This window comes from Acinetobacter sp. B-6 (assembly GCF_056930735.1).
This window is the reverse complement of sequence record NZ_JBXPBY010000003.1, coordinates 280,446-305,994: the sequence shown is the minus strand read 5'-3', so window position 1 is coordinate 305,994 and position 25,549 is coordinate 280,446. Positions and strand designations below refer to the sequence as shown.

The 25,549-nt window shown below is 33.5% G+C and carries 27 protein-coding genes and 1 pseudogene; 14 read left to right on the top strand and 14 right to left on the bottom strand.

The genetic code is table 11. The features are described from left to right. The first annotated feature begins 21 nt into the window (after positions 1-21). The gene (gene paaG / locus AC1Z3T_RS05915; RefSeq protein ID WP_100885231.1) at positions 22-810 is read left to right on the top strand and encodes a 2-(1,2-epoxy-1,2-dihydrophenyl)acetyl-CoA isomerase PaaG; all 789 of its coding nucleotides are present in this window, start codon (positions 22-24) and stop codon (positions 808-810) included. 147 nt (positions 811-957) lie between these two features. On the opposite strand, the gene rarD is transcribed toward paaG, so the two are convergent. Next, the gene (rarD, locus tag AC1Z3T_RS05910; protein ID WP_100885230.1) at positions 958-1,863 is read right to left on the bottom strand and encodes an EamA family transporter RarD; all 906 of its coding nucleotides are present in this window, start codon (positions 1,861-1,863) and stop codon (positions 958-960) included. A gap of 109 nt (positions 1,864-1,972) precedes the next feature. Here rarD and AC1Z3T_RS05905 point away from each other — a divergent pair, with 109 nt between their 5' ends. The 7 genes from AC1Z3T_RS05905 (at position 1,973) to AC1Z3T_RS05875 (ending at position 6,682) form a co-directional block, all read left to right on the top strand. Beyond that, positions 1,973-2,437, top strand: a complete 465-nt coding sequence (locus AC1Z3T_RS05905) for an Lrp/AsnC family transcriptional regulator (protein ID WP_100885229.1) — start codon at positions 1,973-1,975, stop codon at positions 2,435-2,437. A gap of 162 nt (positions 2,438-2,599) precedes the next feature. After that, positions 2,600-3,931, top strand: a complete 1,332-nt coding sequence (locus AC1Z3T_RS05900; protein WP_100885228.1) for a type II toxin-antitoxin system HipA family toxin — start codon at positions 2,600-2,602, stop codon at positions 3,929-3,931. Further along, positions 3,928-4,239, top strand: coding sequence for a helix-turn-helix transcriptional regulator (locus AC1Z3T_RS05895; protein ID WP_004830773.1), 312 nt, complete (start codon positions 3,928-3,930; stop codon positions 4,237-4,239). Before AC1Z3T_RS05900 ends, AC1Z3T_RS05895 begins: the two co-directional genes overlap by 4 nt. A gap of 327 nt (positions 4,240-4,566) precedes the next feature. Next, positions 4,567-4,824, top strand: coding sequence for a hypothetical protein (locus AC1Z3T_RS05890; RefSeq protein ID WP_004830774.1), 258 nt, complete (start codon positions 4,567-4,569; stop codon positions 4,822-4,824). A 524-nt stretch (positions 4,825-5,348) separates the two neighbouring features. After that, positions 5,349-5,801, top strand: a complete 453-nt coding sequence (locus tag AC1Z3T_RS05885) for a hypothetical protein (protein ID WP_100885227.1) — start codon at positions 5,349-5,351, stop codon at positions 5,799-5,801. 117 nt (positions 5,802-5,918) lie between these two features. Continuing rightward, entirely contained in the window at positions 5,919-6,143 is a 225-nt protein-coding gene (locus tag AC1Z3T_RS05880; protein ID WP_004830777.1) for a hypothetical protein, read from the top strand. Positions 6,144-6,328: 185 nt separating this feature from the next. Further along, on the top strand, positions 6,329-6,682 hold the full coding sequence (locus AC1Z3T_RS05875) for a DUF3969 family protein (RefSeq protein WP_042086410.1): 354 nt from the start codon (positions 6,329-6,331) through the stop codon (positions 6,680-6,682). Between the two features lie 148 nt (positions 6,683-6,830). Here AC1Z3T_RS05875 and AC1Z3T_RS05870 read toward each other — a convergent pair whose 3' ends face one another. Beyond that, positions 6,831-7,019, bottom strand: coding sequence for a hypothetical protein (locus AC1Z3T_RS05870; protein WP_004830790.1), 189 nt, complete (start codon positions 7,017-7,019; stop codon positions 6,831-6,833). 70 nt (positions 7,020-7,089) lie between these two features. Further along, positions 7,090-7,989: a LysR family transcriptional regulator gene (locus tag AC1Z3T_RS05865; protein WP_004830791.1), complete on the bottom strand. Its 900-nt coding sequence runs from the start codon at positions 7,987-7,989 to the stop codon at positions 7,090-7,092. Positions 7,990-8,088: 99 nt separating this feature from the next. On the opposite strand from AC1Z3T_RS05865, the gene AC1Z3T_RS05860 reads away from it, so the two are divergent. Both AC1Z3T_RS05860 and AC1Z3T_RS05855 read left to right on the top strand, forming a co-directional pair. Continuing rightward, a complete protein-coding gene (locus AC1Z3T_RS05860) occupies positions 8,089-8,529 on the top strand; it encodes a CidA/LrgA family protein (protein ID WP_004830792.1) in 441 nt (146 codons plus the stop codon). Continuing rightward, positions 8,529-9,224: an LrgB family protein gene (locus AC1Z3T_RS05855; RefSeq protein WP_009586300.1), complete on the top strand. Its 696-nt coding sequence runs from the start codon at positions 8,529-8,531 to the stop codon at positions 9,222-9,224. Before AC1Z3T_RS05860 ends, AC1Z3T_RS05855 begins: the two co-directional genes overlap by 1 nt. Before the next feature lie 42 nt (positions 9,225-9,266). Here AC1Z3T_RS05855 and AC1Z3T_RS05850 read toward each other — a convergent pair whose 3' ends face one another. Continuing rightward, positions 9,267-10,430, bottom strand: a complete 1,164-nt coding sequence (locus AC1Z3T_RS05850; RefSeq protein WP_100885226.1) for an MFS transporter — start codon at positions 10,428-10,430, stop codon at positions 9,267-9,269. 391 nt (positions 10,431-10,821) lie between these two features. Between AC1Z3T_RS05850 and AC1Z3T_RS05845 the strand changes: the two genes are divergently transcribed. Continuing rightward, entirely contained in the window at positions 10,822-12,435 is a 1,614-nt protein-coding gene (locus tag AC1Z3T_RS05845) for a hypothetical protein (protein ID WP_483396536.1), read from the top strand. A 557-nt stretch (positions 12,436-12,992) separates the two neighbouring features. Further along, positions 12,993-13,226: a DUF2171 domain-containing protein gene (locus AC1Z3T_RS05840; protein WP_004830796.1), complete on the top strand. Its 234-nt coding sequence runs from the start codon at positions 12,993-12,995 to the stop codon at positions 13,224-13,226. Between the two features lie 194 nt (positions 13,227-13,420). Here AC1Z3T_RS05840 and AC1Z3T_RS05835 read toward each other — a convergent pair whose 3' ends face one another. Next, positions 13,421-14,341 (bottom strand): DMT family transporter, encoded by a 921-nt coding sequence (locus AC1Z3T_RS05835; protein WP_100885224.1) that lies wholly within the window; start codon positions 14,339-14,341, stop codon positions 13,421-13,423. A gap of 149 nt (positions 14,342-14,490) precedes the next feature. Continuing rightward, positions 14,491-15,261, bottom strand: a complete 771-nt coding sequence (locus AC1Z3T_RS05830) for an alpha/beta fold hydrolase (protein ID WP_100885223.1) — start codon at positions 15,259-15,261, stop codon at positions 14,491-14,493. A 337-nt stretch (positions 15,262-15,598) separates the two neighbouring features. Here AC1Z3T_RS05830 and AC1Z3T_RS05825 point away from each other — a divergent pair, with 337 nt between their 5' ends. Together AC1Z3T_RS05825 and AC1Z3T_RS05820 are read left to right on the top strand one after the other, a co-directional pair. Then, the gene (locus tag AC1Z3T_RS05825; protein WP_005028851.1) at positions 15,599-16,804 is read left to right on the top strand and encodes an amino acid aminotransferase; all 1,206 of its coding nucleotides are present in this window, start codon (positions 15,599-15,601) and stop codon (positions 16,802-16,804) included. A gap of 331 nt (positions 16,805-17,135) precedes the next feature. Then, on the top strand, positions 17,136-18,704 hold the full coding sequence (locus tag AC1Z3T_RS05820) for an ATP-binding cassette domain-containing protein (RefSeq protein WP_100885222.1): 1,569 nt from the start codon (positions 17,136-17,138) through the stop codon (positions 18,702-18,704). A gap of 144 nt (positions 18,705-18,848) precedes the next feature. Here the strand turns inward: AC1Z3T_RS05820 and AC1Z3T_RS05815 are convergent, their stop codons facing one another. From AC1Z3T_RS05815 to AC1Z3T_RS05780, 8 genes and pseudogenes are all read right to left on the bottom strand, one after another. Continuing rightward, entirely contained in the window at positions 18,849-19,277 is a 429-nt protein-coding gene (locus AC1Z3T_RS05815; protein WP_100885221.1) for a VOC family protein, read from the bottom strand. Between the two features lie 31 nt (positions 19,278-19,308). Beyond that, entirely contained in the window at positions 19,309-20,055 is a 747-nt protein-coding gene (locus AC1Z3T_RS05810) for a helix-turn-helix domain-containing protein (protein ID WP_100885220.1), read from the bottom strand. A gap of 531 nt (positions 20,056-20,586) precedes the next feature. Beyond that, on the bottom strand, positions 20,587-21,381 hold the full coding sequence (locus tag AC1Z3T_RS05805) for a hypothetical protein (RefSeq protein WP_483396535.1): 795 nt from the start codon (positions 21,379-21,381) through the stop codon (positions 20,587-20,589). 225 nt (positions 21,382-21,606) lie between these two features. Continuing rightward, positions 21,607-21,846, bottom strand: coding sequence for a hypothetical protein (locus AC1Z3T_RS05800; protein WP_483396534.1), 240 nt, complete (start codon positions 21,844-21,846; stop codon positions 21,607-21,609). A gap of 38 nt (positions 21,847-21,884) precedes the next feature. After that, positions 21,885-22,829 (bottom strand): hypothetical protein, encoded by a 945-nt coding sequence (locus tag AC1Z3T_RS05795; protein ID WP_100885218.1) that lies wholly within the window; start codon positions 22,827-22,829, stop codon positions 21,885-21,887. 159 nt (positions 22,830-22,988) lie between these two features. Continuing rightward, positions 22,989-24,314, bottom strand: a complete 1,326-nt coding sequence (locus AC1Z3T_RS05790) for a serine hydrolase domain-containing protein (protein WP_100885217.1) — start codon at positions 24,312-24,314, stop codon at positions 22,989-22,991. 855 nt (positions 24,315-25,169) lie between these two features. Then, positions 25,170-25,274: pseudogene (locus tag AC1Z3T_RS05785) on the bottom strand (hypothetical protein); the annotation flags it as partial. Positions 25,275-25,286: 12 nt separating this feature from the next. Then, positions 25,287-25,532 (bottom strand): hypothetical protein, encoded by a 246-nt coding sequence (locus tag AC1Z3T_RS05780; protein WP_100885215.1) that lies wholly within the window; start codon positions 25,530-25,532, stop codon positions 25,287-25,289. Positions 25,533-25,549: the final 17 nt, after the last annotated feature.

The following is a 25,549-nucleotide window of genomic DNA, read 5'->3' as shown; positions in this document are numbered from 1 at the left end:
TATTTGAATGGGTAGAGATCAATGAATTTCCAACATATTTTAGTTCGTCAGCACAATAAAGTAGGTTACTTAACCTTAAACCGACCAGAAGTACTAAATAGTTTTAACGAACAGATGCATCAAGAAATTATTTTAATGTTAGACCAATGGTCCTTTAGTCAAGATATTCATACCATCGTGATTTCAGGAGCAGGTAAAGGATTTTGTGCAGGACAGGATTTAACAACAAGAAGTAAAGAGGTGATTAGTGCTCCAGACTATGATGCAGGCGCAGCCTTGGAAAAATTTTATAACCCTTTGATCTTGAAAATTACTCAGATGTCCAAACCTGTCATTGCTGCGGTAAATGGGGTAGCTGCTGGAGCAGGCGCAAATCTGGCTTTGTCCTGCGATATGGTGGTGGCTAAGCAGTCAGCGAGATTCATACAGTCATTTTGCAAAGTTGGGTTGGTTCCTGATGCAGGTGGAACTTGGCATTTACCCCATCTAGTCGGATTAGCCAGAGCCAAAGGTTTGGCGATGTTAGGCGATCAATTATCTGCACAGCAGGCTTTAAATTGGGGCTTGATTTGGGAGGTTTATGAGGATGAAGCTTTCGAGCAGAATGTCATTGAACTTGCCGAAAGATTAGCAAACCAACCCAGCAATTCAATTTCACTGATTAAACAAGCATTCAATCATGCACCACAGAATACTTTAGCGGATCAATTGCAACTAGAACGTCAATTTCAGCGTATTGCCGGACATTCAGACAATTATAAAGAAGGTGTGGCTGCTTTTATGGAAAAAAGAAAGCCCCAATTTAATTGATTGGATGCTGTAATCAACAACTTGTAAAGATAGACTTATACAGCTAAGCATCTGCTGAATCCTGTAGATTCAGCAGATGGGTTCTACTATAAAAAATGAGCCTGAACGAACTCTACAATCTCAATAGCAAAAAGACGAATATATAAATTATACTTGAGTACTGCTTTTTTTCTTTAGACTTATGAGACCTTCAATAACCAATACACAGACTGCCACCCAAATCGCGATATAGGTTGGCCATTCAGTTGCATGAATTGTCTCACCGAATATGATTGCAACAAAAAATAGCAAAACAGGTTCAACATAGACCAAAAGTCCAAATAAACTCAAATTCAAGTGTGGTGCTGAAAGAGACTGAAATCCTAATGCGAGTGCGCTGATTAAGCCTAGCCCTAAAATTAACGACAATGTATAAGAAGGCGAACCTAAAGCACCTGTTAAAACACCACCTTTGAGAATAAAGAAAATACTCAAAGGCAGACTGAGTATCATATCGAACCAAACGCCGCCAATATTATTGGTATTGGTTTTCTGCCTTAGCCAAAAATAAATTGGGTAGCCCAAACAAATCAGTAGTGTTGGCCATGTAAGGGTTGTTGATACAAACAACATATGAATCACGCCGAATATTGCAAAAAGACAGGATAACTTTTGCCAACCTGACATTTTATCTTTAAACGCAACTCTTCCCAAAATAACCATAGTGATCGGCATCATGAAGTAACCGAGGGAAACATCTAATCCATATCCATGCTGAGGCGCCCACATAAATAACCAAAGTTGCAATCCGATCAAAAATGAAGAAATCAGACGAGTCAATATAAAATAAGGCTCTTTGAATAAACGTTTATAAATATGCCTGACCTGTGACCAATTTCCCTGAGCAATAATGAAAAGTGTCAAACAGGGTAAGGTAAGTAAAATTCGCCAACCATATATTTCATTTCCCTCTAATGCACCCAATAAGGAGGTGTAGGCAAACATAATTGCAAACAGTATTGAAGCGATGACATTGAGAGTGATACCTAAAGCGGTATTGGATTGCTGTGACATCTGAGTGATTTGAATGTGAAAACGATATTTTATTTCAACTTGATTGATAAATTTGCTAAAAATTTCTATTATAAATGAGAAAATTTCTCACGACACTCAATCAATTGATATGATCTTAGACAAGTTTGATTATGCGTTACTCATGCACTTGCAAAAGGACTGCTTAACGCCCTTACGTGAATTGGCAGATGCTGTACATTTATCCACTGCATCTGTACAGCGCCGTATTCAGAAATTACGAGAGCATGGCTATATTACTGGACACACCGCAATTTTAGATCCCGATAAGCTCAATCAAGTGATCACGATCATGGTCGAGGTTCATGTCAATAAAACCCATATAGCTGATCTTGATCTATTAAAACAAAGCTTTTCTAGACCAGAAGTACAACAATGTTACTATGTGACAGGTGAGGCAGATTTTATCTTAATCCTTCTTGTTCCTAGTATGAGTCGATTTCAAGCACTGTGTGATGAGCTATTTCATTGCAATTCGAATGTTGAATGGTTTAAAACAACTGTGGTATTAGATCGAATTAAAGTGTCTTTGGATGTACTTCACCCACAAGATTAGTTTGAAATTTTGAGGCTAAGTTCAAAAAATAATGGCGGTATTCAGTATGTTTTTGAGCAAAAATTTGCACGAAAATCTTTTAAATTTGAATAAATGAGCAAATATATTCACATTTATAATTTTTCAAGTTAATTTTGAGCAAATTATTGCTCATTTCTATTTATGAAGAAATTTACAATACAGGCATTATTTGATACGCACTGGTTAGATATAGCAGAACTTAAAATATTAGATCCTGAAAAGGGATCGGCGAGTCCCTGTGAACTAGAGTACCAAATTGAATACGCCATTTCATATTTAGACAAAAGCGATGAACATGCTTGTAGTTTATCGCTTCCAGTGCAACTGATTATTAAACATGAAGCCAAAACATGGTTTGGCTTTTTAGATGATATTATTCCTTCAGGTGCTGCACGACGTTATTGGATTAACTATCTGAACTTACAAAAATTCTCACATGCAGAACAAGACAGTATTTTATTAGAAAAAGGAGTGATTGCACCTGTTGGAAATTTACGAATTAAAGAATCAATTCCTCCCATAAATCTTGAGTCCACTTTACATTTACGCAAATTTAGTACGGCAGATGTTGCTGATCGTAATGCAGATTTTTTAGAGTATGCACAGCAAATGGGAGCTATCAGCGGAGGAGCAACCGGTGCAGGTGGTGAAGCACCAAAACTGCTTGTGCGTAACACAGCGGATCAAAAAGTCTGGATTGATACTTATCAACAAAGCTTTGATACTCCTGATCAGCATTACTTGGTTAAATTTCCGAGAAATAATCGCAGTGAAATTGACTGTAACATTCTAAAAGCTGAATATTATTATTACCGTGAATTCAATGAACTGGGTTTTAGTACAATTGATACTGCCAATATGCGGCTTATTGAAGGTGAAAGGTATCCTTCATTGTGGTTGCCAAGATTTGATACTGAATGGTGTGATCAACGATGGCATCGATATGGACTCGAATCAGTGTATTCAATTTTAAATAAGTCAGCAGGGAGTCATCTTAATCATTTTGAAGTGATTGACAGTCTTTGTATTTTATTTAAAACCATAGATACTAAGTTTAATTCGACTCAATTTGTTTGCGAGTGGCTACAACGAGATTTACTTAATATCATTTTTGGTAATTCAGATAATCATGGGCGTAATACTTCATTTTTAAAAAAGACTGGAAATGTTTTTCTTTCTCCGATTTATGATTTTGCTCCTATGAAAGCAGACCCAGAGCATGTGATTAGGTCAACAACATGGGGAAGTCCTTATGAAGAAGGTGGTGAATACCAATGGATTCAAATTTCACAGAAATTGGCGCCGTGGTGTGATCCTGATATATCTTTAGAGACGCTAAAATCATTGGCGAATAAATTGCTTGGACTCAAACAAAGATTAATAGACAAGGGCATACCCAAACAGATCATTGAAATGCCTGTACTCTCATTCGACTACATTGAAGCTAAATTAAAGCGATGGGAACTTTTATGAATATTAAAAAACAACCACAAGATCGCCAGCAAGTTCTGATTGATTTGTATACAAAGTACTTAATGAATGAAATAAGCATGGGGCAATTGTTGGCTTATCTTCGGAAAAATCTATTAAGTATGTCACAAGAACAATATGCAACACTGGTCGGTATTAGTCGACGTACACTGAGCGATATCGAGCAAGATAAAGGAAAACTTACTCAATCTGTTGTTGATAAAGTGTTTAAACCCCTTGGATTAAAAGCTGGGCTCATCCCTACGCATGAGCATATTGTTGAAAAAATTTTTAAATCATCGAATACTTGATCGTTACTCAGATGGTTAAATTTAATAATAATTACAGCTTTCAATCAGTTAATTTGGTTTCATCAATATAGATTAAAAATAAGAATTAAATAGAAAAAAACGAACAAAATGCTGATTAAGTCATACAAAATCTCAAATTGGTATAATTCTTTTAAAATTTTAAGTTGATTGTTTAGCTAATTTTAAATTAATATATCTAAAAAATACGATATAGAGACTCGTAGCTTAAGCGCCATCGTCTCTATAACAGATCGATCTTATAGCCCAAAAGGACTCTAAACGAGATTCTTTATCAGATCGCGAAATAAGATTGAGGAAAGAACACAAATGCACAAGTTTTCAAAAATTGAGTTAGTCACACAACAGTTTACTGACACAATTGAAGATTATCTGACGTTAAAAATGAGTTGTGATGGTACATATATACACCATACAAAAAAAGATGATGAAAATTTTAAAATAGAAGTGCTAATAGATCCACCCAGCGATGTTTTAGAAGTATTTAGAAATATCGCTCATGAAATTAAAGATTATTTGGATCAAATTGATTATCAAGGAAAATTTGAATTTAAATTTATCGTTTAATGGTCATTAGTTAATGCACTCTAGAATAAACACTTGATCAAATTGTTGTTTTTTCAGTAAAAATAGAGTGCTGTAAGTTAGCATAGTTATCAATCACATCTATATGAATGTTTCATCAGTCGATTAGTGAATTTCATTGAGTATTTTTTTGTCTAGTTTTGTTTTCCTGAACTTTTAAAAAATGATCACCCGTGTAGCATTTTATTAAATTCTTATGGGAGATAACGAATGTTAGACTATTTTAAGAGCTTTCATAACATCAATACATATTTAATTTTATCCATTATTCTATTCTTTTTGGTGTTAGCTTTAGATTATTTTTAATCAGTATCCGTGGTAATTTTCTATGATTAATGAAAATTCAACAAATAAAAACTCACTCAGTGTGAGTTTTTATGCAGTCTAAATCTGTGATAAATTTATACAAATAATTGTTATTCCAGTTAATTTTTTTAAGCTTTGAAAATATGATAGCGACATTATAAAATATAAAGATTGCTTTTTTTATTTGAAATTTTACATCTATGATGAACAAACTCTTAACTGTTTTAATAACATCAATAATTGCATGTTCAGTGTATAGTGCTGAAGATATCTTTAAGAAGCCTCTGTCTTATGTGTTTCTGCAAAATGAAACGCAACATGAAAATAACAATGATAACCAAGTTGATTTTTTTGAGCTTTCAAGACAGCAAGAAAAAGATCAGATCAATCAACGTGATGCAAATGTACTCCGAATAAATGAAAATCGCGCCAATACTTCAAATATGAGTCCATTTGAAAGATCTCAATATCTACTTAAAAACAATGACACTCAGGCTTTGAGCGCACATACTTATGAGCAACAATTAAAATCTATTCAACAGGCAAGAAATAGGGGAGTGATTTCAGAGCAAGACTACCAACAGCAAATTTTAAAGCAAAATAATATACCTTTACAGCAAAAAGATCAGCCGCTAAAATTTTCTATTCCTTAAAATATGAAGTAAATAAACCTCTTTTCAGAGGTTTATTGGATGCTTAGACCAAAGTATTAGTTAAAAATTAAACAAAATACATTACTTTTATTACATGAATAATTGATAAAAAATACTATGAACTTTTGTATCGGTGGACCTTGGAATGGCAGTAAGCTGCTTGGAAAAGTAAATTATAAAAAATCTTTTAAAGTGAAGAATGCTTCATCTAACTTGGTGACAACATATATAAAGAAAAAAGTGTTTGTCCAAGATCAGTCTTTTGTATTTTGGGTAGCTGATGAATTATTAGACATACAAGCAAATGAAATGATCAAATCTTATCTTTATAAAAAATGTTAGTAAAAAAAATTTCTATTTTTTGAATCATCACGGTTGCATGGCATGTAGTCTTAGACTATGTTATTTAGAGTAAGATGGAGTTATGCGACTTCAGAATGACTTAATTAATAGTGATAATTGTATATAAAAATAGATATTTTGATGAATAATCATTAAAAATACAAAAAAGATTGGAGTAATGTTAATTGAATAGTTCTGATCAATTCGGAAAAACTGATTTACAAAAGTTCATTTTACTGGTGAATCTTGGAATTCTACATTCTTTAAAAAATGATTATATAACTATTCATGAAGCTGAGTACTTTTTATATGCTCCATATATGATTAACCTATTAAAAGATAACAAATATTCAAAAAGCTTAATTGATGTAATTCATAGGGGAACAGAGCTAGAAGACCTTGAATCATTTAATATTGATGTTAAAAATGAAATGAAAAAAATGTTTAATGAGTGTGAGGAATTGATTAAACAGCTTCCCGAGAGTAGTTTTCAATTTGGTAAATGGTATGATCAAAAATTATTTAACAACTTTAAGTAAGTAAACGTGAATTAAAATTATCAGGATTCACGTTGACGATCTGTGGCAACAATAGCGTTGTGTAGCCACAGCCTTTGGTATCGGATTTAACATAATATACATTATGCGAAATTACATGTATTAAAGATTTGATATACATGGTTCTTATTTATTTACTAAAACGCTTTAAATGCGCTTGTTCATGAGCTTCAAATTTTTCAGGCAACACCAACTCCTGACACATCCAACAAAACTTATATTTGGACTCGATCTTCTTCATCAACTTAACAGCCGAATCTTCAGGACGATTAAGTAAAAATAAATAAATTTGATTTAATTCTTTTAATGTAAATTCCATACCACACCTAAAATTTGTTTGAACCATTGAAAATCAATACGTCGTATAACCTAACGTAAAATATGCCCCATTAAAAATGAATTTTCTCCCGGTTCATTTCAACGATATTCAACCATGCTTTGGTTGCAGGACTCATCGCTACTGTAATATTCCAAGCCATACTCAGTGTCCAATGTAATTTAGGTTCATTGAGTATGGCTGAGCAAAACTTTTGCGGATCTAACTGGTCACAGTAAATTTTAGGTAAAATTGCAATCCCCATATTGAACTCTACCATCTTGGTAATAAAGTCCCATTGACTGCTTTTACAAACAACTTTGGGTTCAAAACCTACGGAGTTCGCAGCCTGAATAATCATTTTGTTTAAAGTAAATGAATCAGCATAAAGTAAAAATTTTTCTTCTTTAAGTTCATTTAGATTCACAGTATTTTTTTGATTCCAATGTGAACTTTTCTTAGCCAATAGACACATTGGCGAATCTATCACAGGAATTGCAGCAAAACTTGGTCTTAAATTTCCCAATAAAATGCCTACATCAATGCTTTTTGCTGCAATAGCTTCTTCAATTGCATTAGCTCCAACCTCAAGAAATTTCAGTTGAATATCTGGATAATTTTGATGAAATAAGGCAATCAATGGGCTGAGTAAAACTGAACCTAATGGTGGCAAGCCTATGGTTAATTTACCTTTTTTTAAATCTTGAACCTGATCAATATTATCAAAAATTAGTTTTTGTTCACTTAAAATATTTAAAGCATGTTGATAAATTAATTCACCAATATAGGTAAGTACGACTTCCCTTTTTCTGCCAGCTTCTCCCTTTTTAAATAATGCCGTGCCAAGTTCTTCTTCTAAATGTTTGATTGATTTACTAATTGTTGGTTGAGTCATAAACAGTCGGTCAGCAGCAAGCGTAAAGCTTTCACAATGAACGATTTCCACAAAAATTTTAAGGTTTTTGATATCCATTAATTATTCCAAATACGCATAATTATGGTTTAATTATTCATAATATGCTGCAATATTTGCAACTAAAATAACACATCTCTTGAAAATATCTGCCTGTAAATGTCTACACATACTCAACACCATTCATTCTCATCAATTTACAAAGTCATCTTACAAATTGGGCTTTTAATCTTGATTTGGTGGATGGGTTCAATAATTCAAAAACAATTTAATTTGCCAATCTCTGCGGCTGTTATTGGTTTGTTTATGGTTTTATTTGGATTAATGACAGGTATATTTAAATTGAATTGGATCAAATCAGGTTCAGATTTTATATTAGGTGAATTGGTCCTATTTTTTATCCCATGTTTTATCGGTTTGATGCGATACAAAGACTTATTTATGACTGAAGGATGGCAACTTATTGTCGTCGTTGTATTAGGCACAATTTGCGTGATGATCTTCACTGCATATAGTGTTCATCTTGGCTTTAAGTTAGAGAAAAAACTAAGCCAGCGAGCCACAGTTAAAACAACACAACTGGTTCATGGAGATAAATAATGTCCATTATTTCAATTTTTTGTGTTGTACTAACATTGGTTGCTTATATATTGGTTAAAAGACTTTATCAAAAGTTTCCATATCTTGTTTTATCACCCGCAATACTTGTTCCCATTGTTTTAATTACGATTTTACTGACTACTCATATTTCTTATGATGCCTATATGCTGGATAGTCAATGGATTATCTGGATGCTTGGACCTGCAACTGTGGCTTTTGCGATTCCAATTTTTGAATATCGCCAGATTATCAAGGCACATCTTATTTCGATTTCGATGGGTGTTGTCATAGGAATGCTTGCAGGAATGATCAGTGCTTTTTATCTAGCCAAGTTATTTAACTTCGATCAAACGACCACCTATAGTTTAATGGCGCGGTCAATTTCCACACCATTTGCCATGGAACTGAGTACTCATATCGGAGGTTCAGTTGAACTGGTGATTTTATTTACCATGATCACTGGGGTTACAGGTATGCTGATTGGAGATTTGGTTTTAGGTTGCTTAAAGCTTAAATCAAGTTTCGCTCAAGGCGCTTCTTTAGGCAATGCAGCGCATGGATTTGGTGCCAGTAAAGCATATATGCGTCACAAAGATGAAGGTGTTATCGCAAGTTTAACTATGGTTTTAGCAGGTATTTTTATGGTATTGGTTGGACCTTTTATGGCTAACATCATTGTACATTTACTTGGCTAACATTTTAAGTGAATGGTTCTCTTTATTATAAAAGAGATTCATTCACTTTGATGTCGCTTGCAAAGTTTTAGGTAAGAATTGAATCAAAAATAATCCAAACAAGGCTGACAGCCCTGCAATAATAAAAATATATGCTCCTGTTAATTGTTCCCAATAATGCCCAGCCAGAATACTTCCTGAAGCAACACCAAGTCCCCACATTGTGCTATATAAAGCTTGCCCTCTGCCTTGTTGCTGTGCAGCAAAGTTTTGTAGAATGACTCGCATTGCTATGATATGAAATAGCCCAAAGCTGAAGGCATGAAAGCTCTGCGAAATGAATTGAAGCAAGAAACTTTCGGAAAATAGACCAGCTAATATAAAACGAATACTGGTCATGACCAAACATAAAGCCACTAAACTTCGCCATGAAAAGCGGCTAAGAAAAAAATTGGCGTAATTAAACATCATAATTTCAGCAATGACGCCAACAGCCCACAAAAAGCCAATTTGTGTGGTATTAAATCCAGCGAGTTTTAAGTAATTACTATAAAAGCTGTAAAATGGTGCTTGTGCAAAAAGCATAATAAATTCAATTGTAAAGAATGCGAGCACAACAGGTCTTTTAATGATCGGCAATAAAGGTTCTAGTATTTTTTGGGCACTTGGAGCAGAACTCGGTTCTTTAATTGAAAATGACCAAATAAAAGCACTAAATGCGATACATAACAGCATGATAGGTAAATATTTAACATCAATAACGTCAAGTATTGCCCCTATACTAAATACACCTACAATAAATCCAATAGACCCCCACTTCCTTATTTTCCCATATTCTGCTGTATGTTTATTTCCAAGCCAAAATAAAGTCACTCCTTCGAATTGTGCCAGAATTGCATTTTGAAAAAAGCTAAAGATCAGCATAAGCAACGCAATTGATTGCATATTATTGGGAATAATAAAAATCAGAAACCAAATTGTCGCTTCCATCCATGTTGCAATGCGGACTAGAAGCATTCGCTTCCCTGTTTTATCTGCAATAAATCCCCAGATAAAAGGCGCAAATATTCGTGTTAATATCGCAATGGAAGATAATAAGCCTATCTCTTTATAGTTAAATCCTTGATCTTGAAGGTATAAACTCCAATACGGTAAAAAAGTTCCGACGATTGAATAATACCAAAAATAAAATCCACTCAGTCTGTATTGGATAGGAAAAGCGCGCATAAGCTTAGATTGCTATGTATTTTCAATATCTTAGCATAATAAGGTTTTGGCAAATTAAGTTAATTCTATTCTTTTTGTAGATCGTTATTCTCTAGCGCCGATTCTCCTAAGTCAGATGTTTAATGAACATTCTCTCACCTTTTATCACCTAGCTTAAAGTTCAATGGATGTATGAGAACAACTATAATAGAATAAAAATCTGGAAGAAAATCAAATGCCCATGTCATTGAGAATATCAGAATAAAATATGAATCAATGCGGTCATTAAAGTTTGTCTTAAAAACAAAATGACAAACAATTTTTACACCTTTGTCACTTAATTTTTTTTAAATTACTATCTTGTTTAACATGAATATATAAAAAGCCTTAGATAATTGGAGTCATAATAAAAATGATGCGCATCGAATCAAGCCCAGAAAAAGGTAGTGTATGCCAAACGTGCTTAAGAAATTTCTTTGTACACTTTAGACGTCCTTATAAAATTGGGGAGCCTGTTGCAGCAGATTATAATGGTGAATTTGGTTTTGATTGGGTTCGTGATGAATATATATATCCATTAACAATTATCGACACTGATGAAAATAAAAAAGATACCGTAATTAAAGATTATGATAATGTTGTGCGACGTATGCTTAACCATCAATTTGATGGTGGTAGGGGCGTATTTATCAATAAAGGTCTTTATCTACCCGCTTGGCTATCCATTTTTGCAACAAACTGTCCTGGAACATTAGGCAGCGATCAAATCAATAGTCAAGGCGCCAATCTTGATTTAGAGATTCATCAAAGTCCAGATGATGATAAAAATCCTTTAGCTGATGATGGCACTATCCTAGTTTTTAAATCTTCAAATTCATGTCTAAAAATTTCAACGTTTGGAAAAGATCAACAAGCTCAAATGGTTGAAGAACCTCTGGCAAATTTTATCAACTCTGTTCGAATTGCAGAACAGTTAGCAACACAAAGACGTTTTTCTTATAAAAAGAAAAAAGCCATTAATATTATTTGTTCAGGAGACACATTGAGCCAAAATGAATATATTCTGGTACAAGCAAAAAAGTCTGGAAAAATACAAAATGTGGGTATGCTTTTAGTCGCTAAGAATAAAGAAATCTATGTGATTAAATTAGTTATGGTTGATGTCAAAGTAAATGGAAAAATTTTAGAAAAGCCGAAAAATTATGAATGGGAATTAAAAAATAGAATATTTAACCAATGTTTAATGATCGCAGATGTGGTTAGAAAAGAAGTATTTGATTTAGATCGCCTTGCTAAAACTGATTCAGAAGTTCAGGCATTTGTACAAAAATGGTGGTCAGATAAAATCAAAATCGAAGATGAAACTAAAATTGGAGATCCAGACCAGCTCTACGTTCCAGTGAATGAATTTCATAAAAAAGATACAGCAGAGGGAGAAGTCACTTATTTAGTTGAGGATAATAGTGAAAAATTTAAAGCGGAATTATTGAAGTTATATGAGAGAAAAAACTTTAAATTATTACCCATAAATTCATCGTATGAATCCCATAGATATGTCTTTTTTGCACCGATCGCAATGAGATATGAGCCTATTTATCAGATGGTTTATGATCCTGTCCTGAAAAAAGATGTTATGACAATGATTGAGCCTGGATCAGTCCTTGAAGGATCTGCAAGTTTTGAGGCTGATACTCGACTTTTTAAACGAGAACCTGAAATAGAGCCTCTTTACAGAACAAAAGATATAGAATGGGGAAAATCTGTCGTTATATTTGCCGATGCCCCACCCTACATCGAAGTAATAGCACATGAATTAAACCATACATTAGGCTTATTACATACATTTCATGATAATGAAATGAGATTTCATCAAGGTTTTACAGACAATGTTATGGATTATTCAAATACAGATGATAAACGTGTTTCAAAATTTAATACCTATCAAACCATTTTTAGAAAAATTCAAGCAGATCAAATTAAGACACATCTATTTACACCTTCTAAACTATTTAAAAAAACGTCTTAGTAGAGTTAAAAAATCCATTTAGTACAAACTATTGAATACTCAATAGAATTGATAAGTTTATTATTTTATGACTGGTAGTTTAGTCATTTTATTGATTATCTACCAGTATCATCCAAATGTTGAACCTTTTAAGTGAAGTTTATAAGTTCATGTGATGACATTTAAACTCGTATCTAATTGATTTAGTCATGAAGATTAAAAAATTAGCCCCCTGCTTAGCCTGTCGTTTTTAGTCGTGTATCAGTACTTTATTTTATCAATTTATTTTTTTACTCACATAAGAAGCCCATTTTAATGATTCAATTCAAATGAAGTTTAGTTTTGTCAAAACTACGATAAAAGTGTTAAAAACAACAAAAAATAGTCAATAAAAACAATTAATTATTAAGAATTAAATACTACAATGTTTTTTATTTCAAGACATTACCATGTAGCAATCTTAAAGCCTTAAGTAAATGTTTAGATGGTCTTGTATTGTTTCCTTTTCACTCCAAGACTCTATGAGATCTTTAGGCTATGGTGAATACTCAAATCACATTTCAATAGGAAAGAATCAAATGACTTCTATCAATGTTGAGAGTATTAAAAATCATGCTGATGTTATCGCTGCGTGCGGAACTAAAGTTGGTGAGGTAGATCATCTGGTAGGTACAGATCAAATTAAGCTGACCAAACATGGAGATGGACACCATCATCTGATCCCAACCTCATGGGTGGGACAAATCCAAGATCAAAAAGTTATTCTGACCAAAGACTCTCAAGAAGTGAAAGATACTTGGATAGAGGTTTAGTAAAAAGCTATAACCATTTTATTTTAATTTAAACTGAATCTAATGATTATAGAACAGCCCTCTTTTGAGGGCTGTTCTATTGAAGAAACCAAATCATTTTTAAAACTTATTTTCCGACAATGATTCGATATCTTTTGATTTGGAAAATATCAATTAAATCCTATTCTATTTCGATTCGCTGATTTGTCCGTGGATTAGCCTGTGTCGTGCCAATTTAAAGGTTTTTTATTGGTCATTAAAACACCAATAAAACTCATTGCGCCGCCAACCAACATTACTACTGTTATTGGTTCATTAAGAAGTAAAAATGCCAGTAGTACTGCAAATAAAGGCACTAAATTGTTAAAAATAATTGTTCTGGATGTACCTATTTTTGCAATGCCTTGTGCATACCATACAAATGCCAACACTGTACCTAAAGCGCCTAAATAAAGGACACTCAAATAAATACTGACATGGAACGTAAAACTTTGCCATTGTCGAAGATATGGAATAAAGCTCATAGATAAGAAAAATAGCCCCCAAAGTGTTGAATAGGTTGTAATGATCAGTGGTGATAAACCCGCAATTTTTTTACAAAGCAATGTATATGCAACCCAACTGAGTACAGCACAACTCATCATTAATTCACCCGTTCCAAAAGAAGTATTTAACTGAGAAAAAAGATGACCTTTGGTCACAACCAGTAAAGTTCCAAAAAATGCGAGAACCACACCAAAATAGTTAAATTTCGAGAGTTCTTCTTTAAAAAAAATTCGTGCTGCAATTATGGTCAATATCGGTGAGAGACTAACAAATAAAGCGGTTCGCCCTGCTTGCATATGTGATAACGCACCAAAGAAAAAGATATTATAGGCAAATACCCCAGTGAGTCCCATACATGCAGTGAGGAAATGCTGTTTAAGGTTTATTGTTTTAAATGACCCTTCTACTTTTATCAAAATTATCATCAGTAAAATAGAGGCAACGATAAAACGCATCAACGCTGCGATTTGGGCAGGCATTTCAAAGGCAATCACACGCCCTGCAATAAAAGTTCCACCCCATAGCATCGCTACACAGGTCAGTTTTAAATAAATTGTAAAATCCGCCCAGACGATTTTTTTTGTGTGCATGTGCAATGTTCAATTCAAAATATGTATTTTTTTTAATATTAAAACTAATAATACATCATGACATAATGAGCATTTACTCATGAGACTAAGCACAATAATTCAAAAATATTGATTTATGAAGTGCTGCGGAAATTCGAAATTTTATCTGATTATTTCTCTATAAAGGTAAAAATCAATTTATTTACTTCAGCGGGTTTTTCGGCATGCAACCAGTGACCAACCTGTTGAATGATTTCAACTTGGCTGTGGCTAAATTGTGATTCAATTGCATCAAAATGCTCTGGTTTTGAAATATAGGGAGAATTTCCACCTTTGATAAATAATGCTGGAACTGTATTTACCGACTGATTTTGCCAGTCCAAAATATCTGCATAATGGTTAAATAATGCGTGCACATTGAATAGCCACTTCCCTTTATTAAAAGATTTCAATAAAAATTGAATGACCATTTCTTCTTTTAAATATTGGCGCATAAGCTCAGTGGCTTCTTTTCGAGACTCCAATTGCGCATTTTCAACAGCAAATAAAGCTTTAAAAATTTGATCATGGTGATTTTCTTGATATGCATAAGGCGTCATATCTAGCACCACCATCTTCAACATACGATCCTGTGCAAGATCCGCCAGTTTCATTGCAATTTTACCGCCCATGGAGTGCCCAACAACAACAAAAGTTTCAATCTTGAGATGGTCGAGTGTTTCCAAAACATCTGATGCCATGAGTGTATAATTCATTTCTACAGAGTGTTCAGAATGCCCGTGGTTACGCACATCGAGTTGCAATATATTAAATTTTTCTTGAAAGGCGCGTGCAATAATCCCTAAATTACTTAAACTACCAAACAAGCCATGGATCAAAACAAGTGTTTGTTGATTTTCCGATGTAGATTGGGCTTGATCGTATTGATAGTTGAGTAACATTAGGAATCTTCCAAAATTAAAATTGCTTTCAGGCTATGATGACAAGAAGCTAAATCTAGGACAATAGTTTTATCATTCAGGTCATAATAATACGACTTAAAGGCAAGCCATATTTTAAAATATTTTGTGCCTAGCATTAACCACCATATATTACTTATTTTCTACTTAGCTTCTGCTTTAATCGCAAATTCAGTCGTAAATATAGACAAATAAGACTGAACTTCATCTAAAGTTGAATAAATAATAAAAAATAAACTTCATTCTGCTGTTGAGTCGGACTTCGAATTACCTATATTATCAAACACGAATATCTTCGTTTGATTTAGGACTTGAGACCATGTTTCAACATGTAGATCCTTATGCAGGTGATCCAATTCTTTCTTTAATGGAAGCCTTTGGTAAGGATGAACGGACACATAAAGTAAATTTAAGTATTGGTCTTTATTATAATGAGGACACGATTGTTCCTCAGTTAAATGCTGTAAAAGCAGCGTTGAAGAATATTGAACCAAGCAATGATAAGGTAAAGCTTTATTTACCAATGGATGGTTCAAAGTCTTATAACGAAGCGACCCAAAAATTAGTGTTAGGCGAAAACAGTCAAGCGCGTAAAGATGGTCGTGCTGTGACTATTCAGACACTGGGCGGTTCTGGTGCGCTCAAAGTGGGGGCTGATTTTCTCAAAAAATATTTCCCTGAATCTGATGTTTGGGTCAGCCAACCGACTTGGGAAAACCATATTGCAATTTTCAATGGCGCAGGAATCAATTCGCATTTCTATCGCTACTTTGATGCTGCAAGCAATGGTGTTGATATTGAGGGCATGTTGGAAGATTTAAAACAAATTCCAGCCAAAGGTATCGTTCTACTGCATCCATGTTGCCATAACCCAACTGGAGCAGATTTAACACCTGCTGAATGGGATCGTGTTATTGAAGTCTTAAAAGCACGTGATCTAATCCCCTTCCTTGATATTGCTTATCAAGGTTTTGGGCAAGGCTTAGAAGAAGATGCTTATGCTATTCGTGCTTTAGATCAATCTGGTTTAAATTTTATTGTCAGCAATTCATTCTCTAAAATTTTCTCACTGTACGGTGAGCGTGTTGGTGGTTTGACATTCATATGTGATGATCAAGCAACAGCACAAAAAGTTTTAGGTCAGTTAAAAGCAACTGTACGTCGTATTTACTCAAGCCCACCTACAACTGGTGCGTTAGTGGTCGATAATGTATTGAACGACGCAACGCTGACTGAACAATGGCATGCAGAACTAAAAGAAATGCGTGAACGTATTATTCAAATGCGCGAACTGTTAAAAGCAAAATTATCTACTGCTCTGCCTGATCGCAACTTTGATTATCTGACTGCCCAACAAGGTATGTTTAGTTATACAGGTTTAACTGCTGAACAAGTGGATATTTTGAAAGATCAATATGCCATTTACTTGGTTCGTAGCGGTCGTATGTGCGCTGCTGGTTTAAACTTGAAAAATATTGACTATGTGGCAAGCTCTGTTGCAGAAGTCATTAAAGCAACCTCTTGATTTAATAAAGAGTGGTTTGAATCTAAAAAAATCCCTGGTTGTTAAAAGCTAGGGATTTTTTAAGTTATCCAATATCATCCATAAACATGGATTGACATCTGGTTTGAATTTTATAAAATAGATATTCTCATCTCATCTTTTAAAGAGTAACGCCAATGAAGTAAGTCATTTTCTCATCATTATTTTTAACTTTTGATGTGCAAAATAGATTTTACTCAAGGCAAAACTTATCTTTTGGTTCTGATACCACACTAACGATAAATAGAATAATCCTGTTATTTATAGCTTTATTTCATCCTATTTTGTGCATCCTCTATATGAGGGTTCTCCCATGCAACAGGCATGTATTATTTCTAATTTGAGTTTGGCATTCCCCACTCAAGATATGTTTAATCAATTGAATTTGGTGCTTTATTCAGGGCAAAGTTCAGCTTTGATTGGACGAAATGGTTTAGGTAAATCATTACTTTTTCAGATTTTGCATTTGCAACAATATTCAAATCTCGCGTATAGCGGTCAAATAACGTGGCATATCCAGCATGACTATTTAGCACAATTGCAACGCTTAGAAGCACAAACCATTGCTCAAGGATTGGAGGTTGAACACTTACATCGTGCATTTCAACGGATTGAGGAAAATACTGCCAATTTTGAAGATTATGACTTGGTTGAGAATGCTTGGGATCTGCCACAAAAATGGCAACAGATTTTACATAACGCACAGTTACCGATGGATTTAAATTATCCAATACAACAACTGAGTGAAGGACAAAAAACCAAATTAGCTTTGTGTCGTTTATTCTTAAAGCAAGATCATTATTTGCTGTTAGATGAACCGAGTAATCATTTAGATATTCAATCTAGACAATGGCTTATGGAGTCTATTTTGGCTCACCCTGCTGGTGTATGTCTGATCAGTCATGACCGTCAATTGCTTGATCAGGTTCAACATATTTATGCATTAACCGAATTGGGATTGCAGCACATCCGTGGAAATTATACAGACTACATTCTACAACATCAGCAACAGATCAATGCTTTAACTCAGTCGATTCAACAAGATAAACGTGAATTAAAACAGTTAAAGCAACAACAACATGAAAGCTTAATGAAAGCCCAAAAACGGCAACGTAAAGGAGCACAGCTAAGAGACTCAAACTCTCAAGCTAAAATTCTACTCGACTTTAAAAAGGAGCAAGCTGGACAAAGTTTTGGAAAATTACGCACGCAACAACTTCGTCAAATGGATGATTCACAACATGATTTACAAGATAAACAAAGCAAACTAGAGAAAATTAAGCCGCAAAGGTTTGAATTTCAACTGCATAGCGCGCGTCAAGGTGAAATATTGAGAATCAATGATTTAAGATTGCCCTATGCATCGACACAAAAAATCAAATTTTCATTGCGTGCTGGTGAAAAAATTCAGCTTAAAGGTGCCAACGGTATTGGAAAATCAACGTTGTTAAAAATGATTGCTCATCATCAGACTCAGGAAATCTTTTTTAATGGTGCTTGTCTATATCTGGATCAAAACTTTAGTCTGTTAAATAATGATCTCACGGTGATTGAAAATTTAGCCATGTTTAACCCTCAAATTGCTGAAGTTGAGTGGCGAAAACTTTTGGGACAATTACGTATCCGTCGCGAGAAAGCCTTGTTCAAGTTGGGGCAATTAAGTGGTGGGGAAAAGCTGAAAGTCGCATTATTAGCCATCAGTCAAGCAGCCAATGGTGTTGATTTACTTTTATTGGATGAACCTGAAAATCACTTAGACATTGAATCTAGAATGCTACTTGCACAAGCCATTGAGCAATTTAAAGGTGCCGTCATTTTAGTTTCGCATGATGCATTCTTTGTTGAAGAATGCGGAATAAATGAGGCATATCTACTTCAGTAGTACTGCATACTGCAAATGAATATTACAAAGCAACATTAAAGTGTTTATCGCTCTATAGCAGGAAATGACAAACTCTCTAGCAATGAATTGAAATGTATTCGTTTCGACTTGGTGAGAATTTGTCATCATGCCGATGTTGCACATTTATTGTTTTTGAACTGCTTCAGCGAACCCGAGAATATAACCATTTGGATCTTTTAAATAAAACTCTCGCATTCCATACCATGCTGTTTTTAATTCAGTAAGCTCAAGATTTTTGCTTTTAAGCGCTAAATAAAATGCCTCTATGCCTTCAATTTCCATATAAAATGATACTGATGCGCCTATATTCAACCCTTTGGAAAATATAACATCATTTTTAAAAGTGTCTGAACGCTGAAACATAAATTCAATTTGATCTCTTTGTACCAAAGCATAAACATAAGCTTTGTTGTCCATAAAACGAGTATCTATTCCATCTTGAGATTCTGCAACTGCCATGATTAATTTAAAACCCAAGTGATCGACATAAAAAGCCACAGTTTTTTGTATATCAGACACTTCAAAGTTTGGAGAGATTTTATGAATATTCATATTGATTGCACCTGCAAATTAAGATGATCAATTATGATTGTGATGTCACCTTAAATAATTGTATAAATCGGTCATTTTTGTTTTTACTTAATTCTTTCGGTGTAGTCCCTGTGTATTTTTTTATTTGTTTAATAAAATGTGCTTGATCATAATATTCACAATTCGGATTGAGATGATCGCTGGTTATTTTCCTATATGCTGTATGGCAGCGTACAATGTTCAAAAATTCTTTTAGCGTGATCCCAAATGTTGTCTGAAAATATCTGTTGATTTGTCGACTGCTCCAGAAAACATGGTTAGAAATTTCAGCTACAGTTTTCACTTCTTGATCATAGACCATGCGAAATAATTTCAATTTTCTATGGTCTATTTGATTTAAATCATTAAATAAGATTTCTAAATCTTTTGATATTTGAACAACAAAATGTTCAAATTCATCTGAATGATATTGATCAAGCTGCCAAAAGTTTAAAGCTAAGTTAACGGATGTGTCTAAAATCGACTTTAATTGATCTTTGAAAACATATTCGATTGCCGGGAGTTTAAATCTAACCGCAAAAATCTGAGTGTTTTTTGAAATTCTTATCTCTTTTGGTGTGGTCCATATTCCTGTAAGTTTAACAAGCGTTAATTTCCTGTGACTAAACTCAGCAATTAAGTCGAAATAACCATCAGGCAAAATAGTATGCTGGGTGTCGATTTCTTCCGTTTCATAATACCAAAAGCACTTTATAAAATTTTCTAAAAAACCTTTTGCTTCAATTTCCCGATATTTCAATTCAATACTCCGCTAAAGTTTGATAATCATAGAGAATGAACAAACTAAGTTTCACACTTCAAAGGAAAGGCGACTGTATAAATTGTGGTTTTCATTAGATCTCTTGCGTTAGTCAAAATTTGAGCAGCTGTGAGCTTTGTTATATAGTCAATCTGTTGAAAAATTCATACAGTAGAATATCATTTCTCTTGATCAATAAAATTAAAGCGATCAATATATTCTTTGATAATCTAAAGCTTGCATTGCCACGCTTTAGCTCTAAAGTTTAAATTGTTTTGCGTAGGCGATACTTTACTTTTCAGAGATGAAAAGTAACAAAAATCTTCCGTTGAGCGAGGGGTACATCCTCATACCCCCGCTCAACATGGCGACATCCATGTCGCCTCGTGATAGCAAGACTGTTTATAATTCAAAAGTACAAAATAAATGAATCATCCAAATCACTTGTATGAATAATCAGGCGGTTTGACTATATAAGGTATTGCATATAGCTAAATGACCCATAAACTTACTTTCGCAAGAGGTCTATTGTTAGGTACATTGAACTAAATAGCCGCTTATTTGTGATTGATCACACCAAAATACATAACATATTCCACCACTTCCAAAATAAACTTCACCGTTTTCCATATCTGGAAGATCAGTATCAAGTTGCATCAGAAAATCCATTTTCTCATTGCACACTGGGCAAGTTAAAACTTGGGGACTTTGAATCCATGTAGGTTCACCGCCTAATCTAAACAAGTTTTCTCTACCATTTGAACTGCCCCAACTTTGATATAGCCATCTAGATGGAGTTTCTGAAAAGCAAATTTGAGTATGTTTAATCGCTAAATCAGGATAACTCTCGACAACTGTTGTATCACCAATTTTAGTCGGCTCTCCAAACTGGTCATGTTGATAGAATATTTCACTATATTCATTTAATTCTCTAATATGCATGCCGAGTTTAAGCCGTTCTAAACTTTTAATATTTAAACCTTTTGGGATCTCCTCAAATGTGATGAGATGGATAAATGGATTATGACTATCCTCATGAATTAATCCGCCAAATGCAAAGTGTTTATGGTCGGATGTCAAACGCCAAGTCGGATGTTGTTTTTTATTGATATGGATAGTACGATCATCATGAAAATAATGTTCAGGAAATTTAAAATGAAATGTTAGGTTTGGACAATAGCTTTCAATTTTTCCATGCCTAAATGTAAATCCAACAGATTCTAGATCATCAATTAAATAGTCCTCTATATCCTCTCTTGCAAAAATATTATTTTTAACTGCAAATTGATAAGCAAAATTAAGCGTGTCTAAGTTCCGTGTTTCCATCAAACACCGATAGAGTTTTTGCTGATCCAACAGTGCTGTGGAATGACTTTTTATTTTCTCAATAAAAGGTTTTATATCGTCTGCAGCTAGATTTCTCCAAGGATATTCAGCATAAAAAGCAGATTCATTCGGTTTTAACTCAAAAATGAGGTCTAAATATGGATGCAGTAATTCTGGAAACTGTAAACTGGCATATTCAATGACTGCCTCCGCATTTTCATTGTGCTACTGTTTTAATCGATCAAGTGATGAAACGATCAATTTAGAAAAATCTGCTTTTTCAATATAACTAAGCGAATCATTAAATATTGTTGCTCCTTTCTCAAAATTTGTCATAAATAAAAGACAAAAAGTAGAAGCTGCTTGGTGATCATCAAGCAGCTCAAAAAGCCTTTCATAAAGATTTGGGGTCTTCCAACCCTGTTGTTTAAAATCATCTATTAAATTTTCAGCTTTTTCTTTCATTATTTCTGTTCATCTAAATCCAATAAAAAATTACTGCGTCATAATGGCGTCTTTTCTTTACACATTGCAAGACTTTGAGCTTCGCGTAAATATACCCAAAAAATATCACCTGAATGCTGGATAATTTGCGGATATTTGCCCAAACCACGAGGAAAAGTGATGTCTAAAATTTCGTTTGTGGCGAGTGAAAAAATCTTTTGTTTACCTTTCCATTCGTCATTTTGGAAAACAGGTGTAAGCATTAAATACTTTTGTGAACTACTCAATAAGCCATTTACACCACGCTTTTTCTGATCAATTGAATGCAGATCTCCACTATCAATCAAAGTTTCAACAACCTTTCCCATTAAGTCAGTTTTGATAAAAGCATAATAATCCATTCCCCACTTGTTTATGGATACCAATTGCCCACCCGCGCTAAATATATATAATTCATTATCTTGTAACATGACTGTATCAATTTTAGGTGGGTACTGCTTAGCTTTGTGAGATGAGAATGTCTGTGCCTCTAATGTAATCCAACTTTTCCAGTAAGCTTGATGATTTATAACATCTAAATCCAGTAGTGCTAAATATCTTGTATCGTGCCCCATGCCATCACTGTTAAAGCAAATGGGGAAAACAGAACAATCACTTATTGAGTTTTTCCAATACAAGTTAAATCGTTGAGGGAGCGTTTCAGTTTTATCTATCTTAATTGGCGCGAATCTGTTTTTTTCATGTGAATATAATAACAGCTCATTTTTGTCTTTAATGATGCCGAGTTGATGATTTATACAAAACAAAACGGGTGAGTTTTCAAGTTGATAATATTTCTCACTGTAGCCTAGATCTATTGTTTTATATTTATCTTTAGACACATAGACGATTTGATATTTGTGATCTTCACTGTACGACAAGAATGCAGATGTATATTCATCTATACAAATTGCAGAAAGTATAGGACCGACGAAGATATCTTTTTGAATAAGCTCTAGTTTCATAAGTTCAATTCAGTTCGCTAAAATACAACTTGGATGACAGCTTATATTAAATACTAAACTGCCTTACAGATGATGCGCATCAAGTACAAGATGATCTGAAGGTTTGATTATTTCTAAACATTTATTTTCACAATCCAGTACATACATCATCTGATGTTATCATTTGTCCTTTTCATTGATGAGCTCAAAAGATAATTGATCAATATTTTTGTTTTTTGCATGAAACGCTGAAAGGCTGGATAAAACAATCACAGCAGTCTGATCTTTCACATTGATAACCATAGATGATGAATATCCACCTGTTCCGCCATTATGCCAAATTACATCCTTGCCATTAGGTGTTTTTAATAAGTGCCAAGCTAAACCAATTTTTAAATCTTTATTGATCTCAAAAGTCGGTGTACGTGTTAAAGCTAATGCCGTATTCTTGGCGTCAAAATGTGCACGAGCAAACTTTGCTAAATCTTCTGTGGTTGAGAGCATTCCACCTGCACCAAACAAAACGTCAAAGTCCCAATTCGGTATTATTTGACCCTCGGCATTCTGTCCTTTGACCAACTGATCAGCGAGATTATTTGAATTTACGAATGAATTTTTCATTTGATATTGATCAAAAATTTTCTGCTGTAAAAGTGTTTGAAAACTAACTTCTTGTGATTGTCCAAGAGTATAACCGAGTAATCCTGCACCTAAGTTAGAATAAGCATATTTTTTTTGCGCTATATTTTCGATTGATAATGAATCTTGAAGATATTGTTCAATCTGACTTTTACCATAATCTTTATAAGGATTGCTTTGATTAGATAAATCTAGATTATCAGGTAAGCGTGGTAAGCCAGAAGTATGGTTGGCTAAGTCTTTAAAGTTCAGTTGAATATTATTTCTAAATTTTAAAGCTGGATAAAACGAATTGATTTGATCCGTTAATTTAATTTGACCTTCATCAACCAGAGTAGCTAAAACAGTTGAGGTAAAGACTTTTGTAATTGATCCTATTTCAAATACTTTATTCTGATTTTCAATCTCTTGAAGTTTGTTATTGGTTTTAATTACACCATAATATTTGACTTTATCCTTTTCAAGGATTGCAATCGAAAGCTGAGTATTATTCGGAAAATTTTGCGCATTGGTAAAGATGATGTTTGAAATCTCTTTAGGATACGTGTTCAGTGCATTAACAGTATCGCTTTTTGTTTCTTTTTGTTGTTCATTCGGTTTAAAAAGAAGTCCACTGATGTGATTCTGATGATCGATCGAAATTTTCACAGTGAACTCCATTTTTTCAGACTTGGTTTTATAAAGTGCATAGTCACCTTGCTGCTCATTCAAAAACACTGTACTTTCAATTTTTCCTGCCTTGTTTTTTAATCCTGAAAAAAATTGTTTTGTTTTTTCAAGCGGCAGCGCTTGTTGCATTTCAGCAGAGAAATCATTAAAAATTTTCTCATACTGATCGGCATTAAAGTTGCTTATAAGCTTGTTCATGACCGTTTTATAGTTTTCATTTTGTGCAAATACTGAGGTTGAAGCCATAATTAATAATAAGATTAAAATCAGTCTTTTCATAATGGGTAATAATAATTGTGAATGAGGAAAGATAATGTTTTACAGCATGGATGCAATTAAACTATAGCAAAGATAATTTTTCAATCAAGTATTATAAATGCATTTATAAAATATTTTTTATTATATCTTAATATCTTTAATAAATAGTATTTTTATTTATATATTATTCACTTATTCTATAACATGATATTAATTTAAAATTATAAATTAAATCTATGCTATTTATTAAAGCGAGATATAAATGATGCACAATGAATAAAAATATGTTGTAGTATTTTAGACATAAAATGATAGGTATTTATCGGATATATCAGCTTTTTAATGGGAATTTCTAAACCAATCATATTTTGGCTATTTTGTTCATCATATCTAAATAACTGATTTTTGGTCATCAGTGAAATATTATTTCCATCCATGTTTAGTCCTTGAATTTCATAATATTTCCATTCAGGAACAGCATCAACAATGATAAATTTTGACAGACAATTTTAGGGGGTGTTGACAAATTTTCACTATTTTGAAATGCGCCTATCGCATCAAGCGCTTTAACAACTAGTCGTATACCAGAACCTTCACTAAACATATCAATTATTTTATTATTTTATCGAAATTTAATGTTTTTAAGTGGGTTAGAACACCTCGATCTAACTCATTCGATGTTACAAAAATTTGAGTCTGGTGACATAGAAAAGTAATTTTTTGATTTAAATTCCAAATCGCTTGTAATAAAAGTTGATCAAGTTTGTTTTGTGCTTTTAAATGAATTGTTTTAAATCACTCTGCTTTAAGCACATCAAGGGATAATTCTGAATGGTCTGGATTAATCTTTAAATTTAATATAGGAATTGTATAGTTTTCTCCATAGGGATTTTCGATAAACTCAAAACATGATTATCTTGCATTATCCGTTCCACCAAAAGTTGATAAAACTTTGAATACCCATTGAATAGCTTTAGAAATTTCCTTTTGTTGCCGCTGTGCATTCGCCAACAATTCTATATATTTTTCTAAATCTTGATCACATTTTTTTATATTTTCAATGCTGAAATAGCGTTCATCAGTAACTGTATTGTGAAAGTCTGAATACATCTGATCAATAATCTTTTGCTTTGCAATTTTTATATTTTGAATATTCATCTAATGCTTTTAAAACC

Coding starts and splice junctions, on each gene's coding strand:
- AC1Z3T_RS05880 (WP_004830777.1), top strand. CDS start 5,919: ATGAACTTTTGTATCGGTGGACCTTGGAATGGCAGTAAGCTGCTTGGA.
- AC1Z3T_RS05870 (WP_004830790.1), bottom strand. CDS start 7,019: ATGGAATTTACATTAAAAGAATTAAATCAAATTTATTTATTTTTACTT.
- AC1Z3T_RS05905 (WP_100885229.1), top strand. CDS start 1,973: ATGATCTTAGACAAGTTTGATTATGCGTTACTCATGCACTTGCAAAAG.
- AC1Z3T_RS05865 (WP_004830791.1), bottom strand. CDS start 7,989: ATGGATATCAAAAACCTTAAAATTTTTGTGGAAATCGTTCATTGTGAA.
- rarD (WP_100885230.1), bottom strand. CDS start 1,863: ATGTCACAGCAATCCAATACCGCTTTAGGTATCACTCTCAATGTCATC.
- AC1Z3T_RS05860 (WP_004830792.1), top strand. CDS start 8,089: ATGTCTACACATACTCAACACCATTCATTCTCATCAATTTACAAAGTC.
- AC1Z3T_RS05825 (WP_005028851.1), top strand. CDS start 15,599: ATGTTTCAACATGTAGATCCTTATGCAGGTGATCCAATTCTTTCTTTA.
- AC1Z3T_RS05780 (WP_100885215.1), bottom strand. CDS start 25,532: ATGAATATTCAAAATATAAAAATTGCAAAGCAAAAGATTATTGATCAG.
- AC1Z3T_RS05800 (WP_483396534.1), bottom strand. CDS start 21,846: ATGAAAGAAAAAGCTGAAAATTTAATAGATGATTTTAAACAACAGGGT.
- AC1Z3T_RS05845 (WP_483396536.1), top strand. CDS start 10,822: ATGATGCGCATCGAATCAAGCCCAGAAAAAGGTAGTGTATGCCAAACG.
- AC1Z3T_RS05885 (WP_100885227.1), top strand. CDS start 5,349: ATGATGAACAAACTCTTAACTGTTTTAATAACATCAATAATTGCATGT.
- AC1Z3T_RS05855 (WP_009586300.1), top strand. CDS start 8,529: ATGTCCATTATTTCAATTTTTTGTGTTGTACTAACATTGGTTGCTTAT.
- AC1Z3T_RS05900 (WP_100885228.1), top strand. CDS start 2,600: ATGAAGAAATTTACAATACAGGCATTATTTGATACGCACTGGTTAGAT.
- AC1Z3T_RS05830 (WP_100885223.1), bottom strand. CDS start 15,261: ATGTTACTCAACTATCAATACGATCAAGCCCAATCTACATCGGAAAAT.
- AC1Z3T_RS05895 (WP_004830773.1), top strand. CDS start 3,928: ATGAATATTAAAAAACAACCACAAGATCGCCAGCAAGTTCTGATTGAT.
- AC1Z3T_RS05790 (WP_100885217.1), bottom strand. CDS start 24,314: ATGAACAAGCTTATAAGCAACTTTAATGCCGATCAGTATGAGAAAATT.
- AC1Z3T_RS05815 (WP_100885221.1), bottom strand. CDS start 19,277: ATGAATATTCATAAAATCTCTCCAAACTTTGAAGTGTCTGATATACAA.
- AC1Z3T_RS05820 (WP_100885222.1), top strand. CDS start 17,136: ATGCAACAGGCATGTATTATTTCTAATTTGAGTTTGGCATTCCCCACT.
- AC1Z3T_RS05840 (WP_004830796.1), top strand. CDS start 12,993: ATGACTTCTATCAATGTTGAGAGTATTAAAAATCATGCTGATGTTATC.
- AC1Z3T_RS05890 (WP_004830774.1), top strand. CDS start 4,567: ATGCACAAGTTTTCAAAAATTGAGTTAGTCACACAACAGTTTACTGAC.
- AC1Z3T_RS05795 (WP_100885218.1), bottom strand. CDS start 22,829: ATGAAACTAGAGCTTATTCAAAAAGATATCTTCGTCGGTCCTATACTT.
- AC1Z3T_RS05805 (WP_483396535.1), bottom strand. CDS start 21,381: ATGGAAACACGGAACTTAGACACGCTTAATTTTGCTTATCAATTTGCA.
- AC1Z3T_RS05835 (WP_100885224.1), bottom strand. CDS start 14,341: ATGCACACAAAAAAAATCGTCTGGGCGGATTTTACAATTTATTTAAAA.
- paaG (WP_100885231.1), top strand. CDS start 22: ATGAATTTCCAACATATTTTAGTTCGTCAGCACAATAAAGTAGGTTAC.
- AC1Z3T_RS05850 (WP_100885226.1), bottom strand. CDS start 10,430: ATGCGCGCTTTTCCTATCCAATACAGACTGAGTGGATTTTATTTTTGG.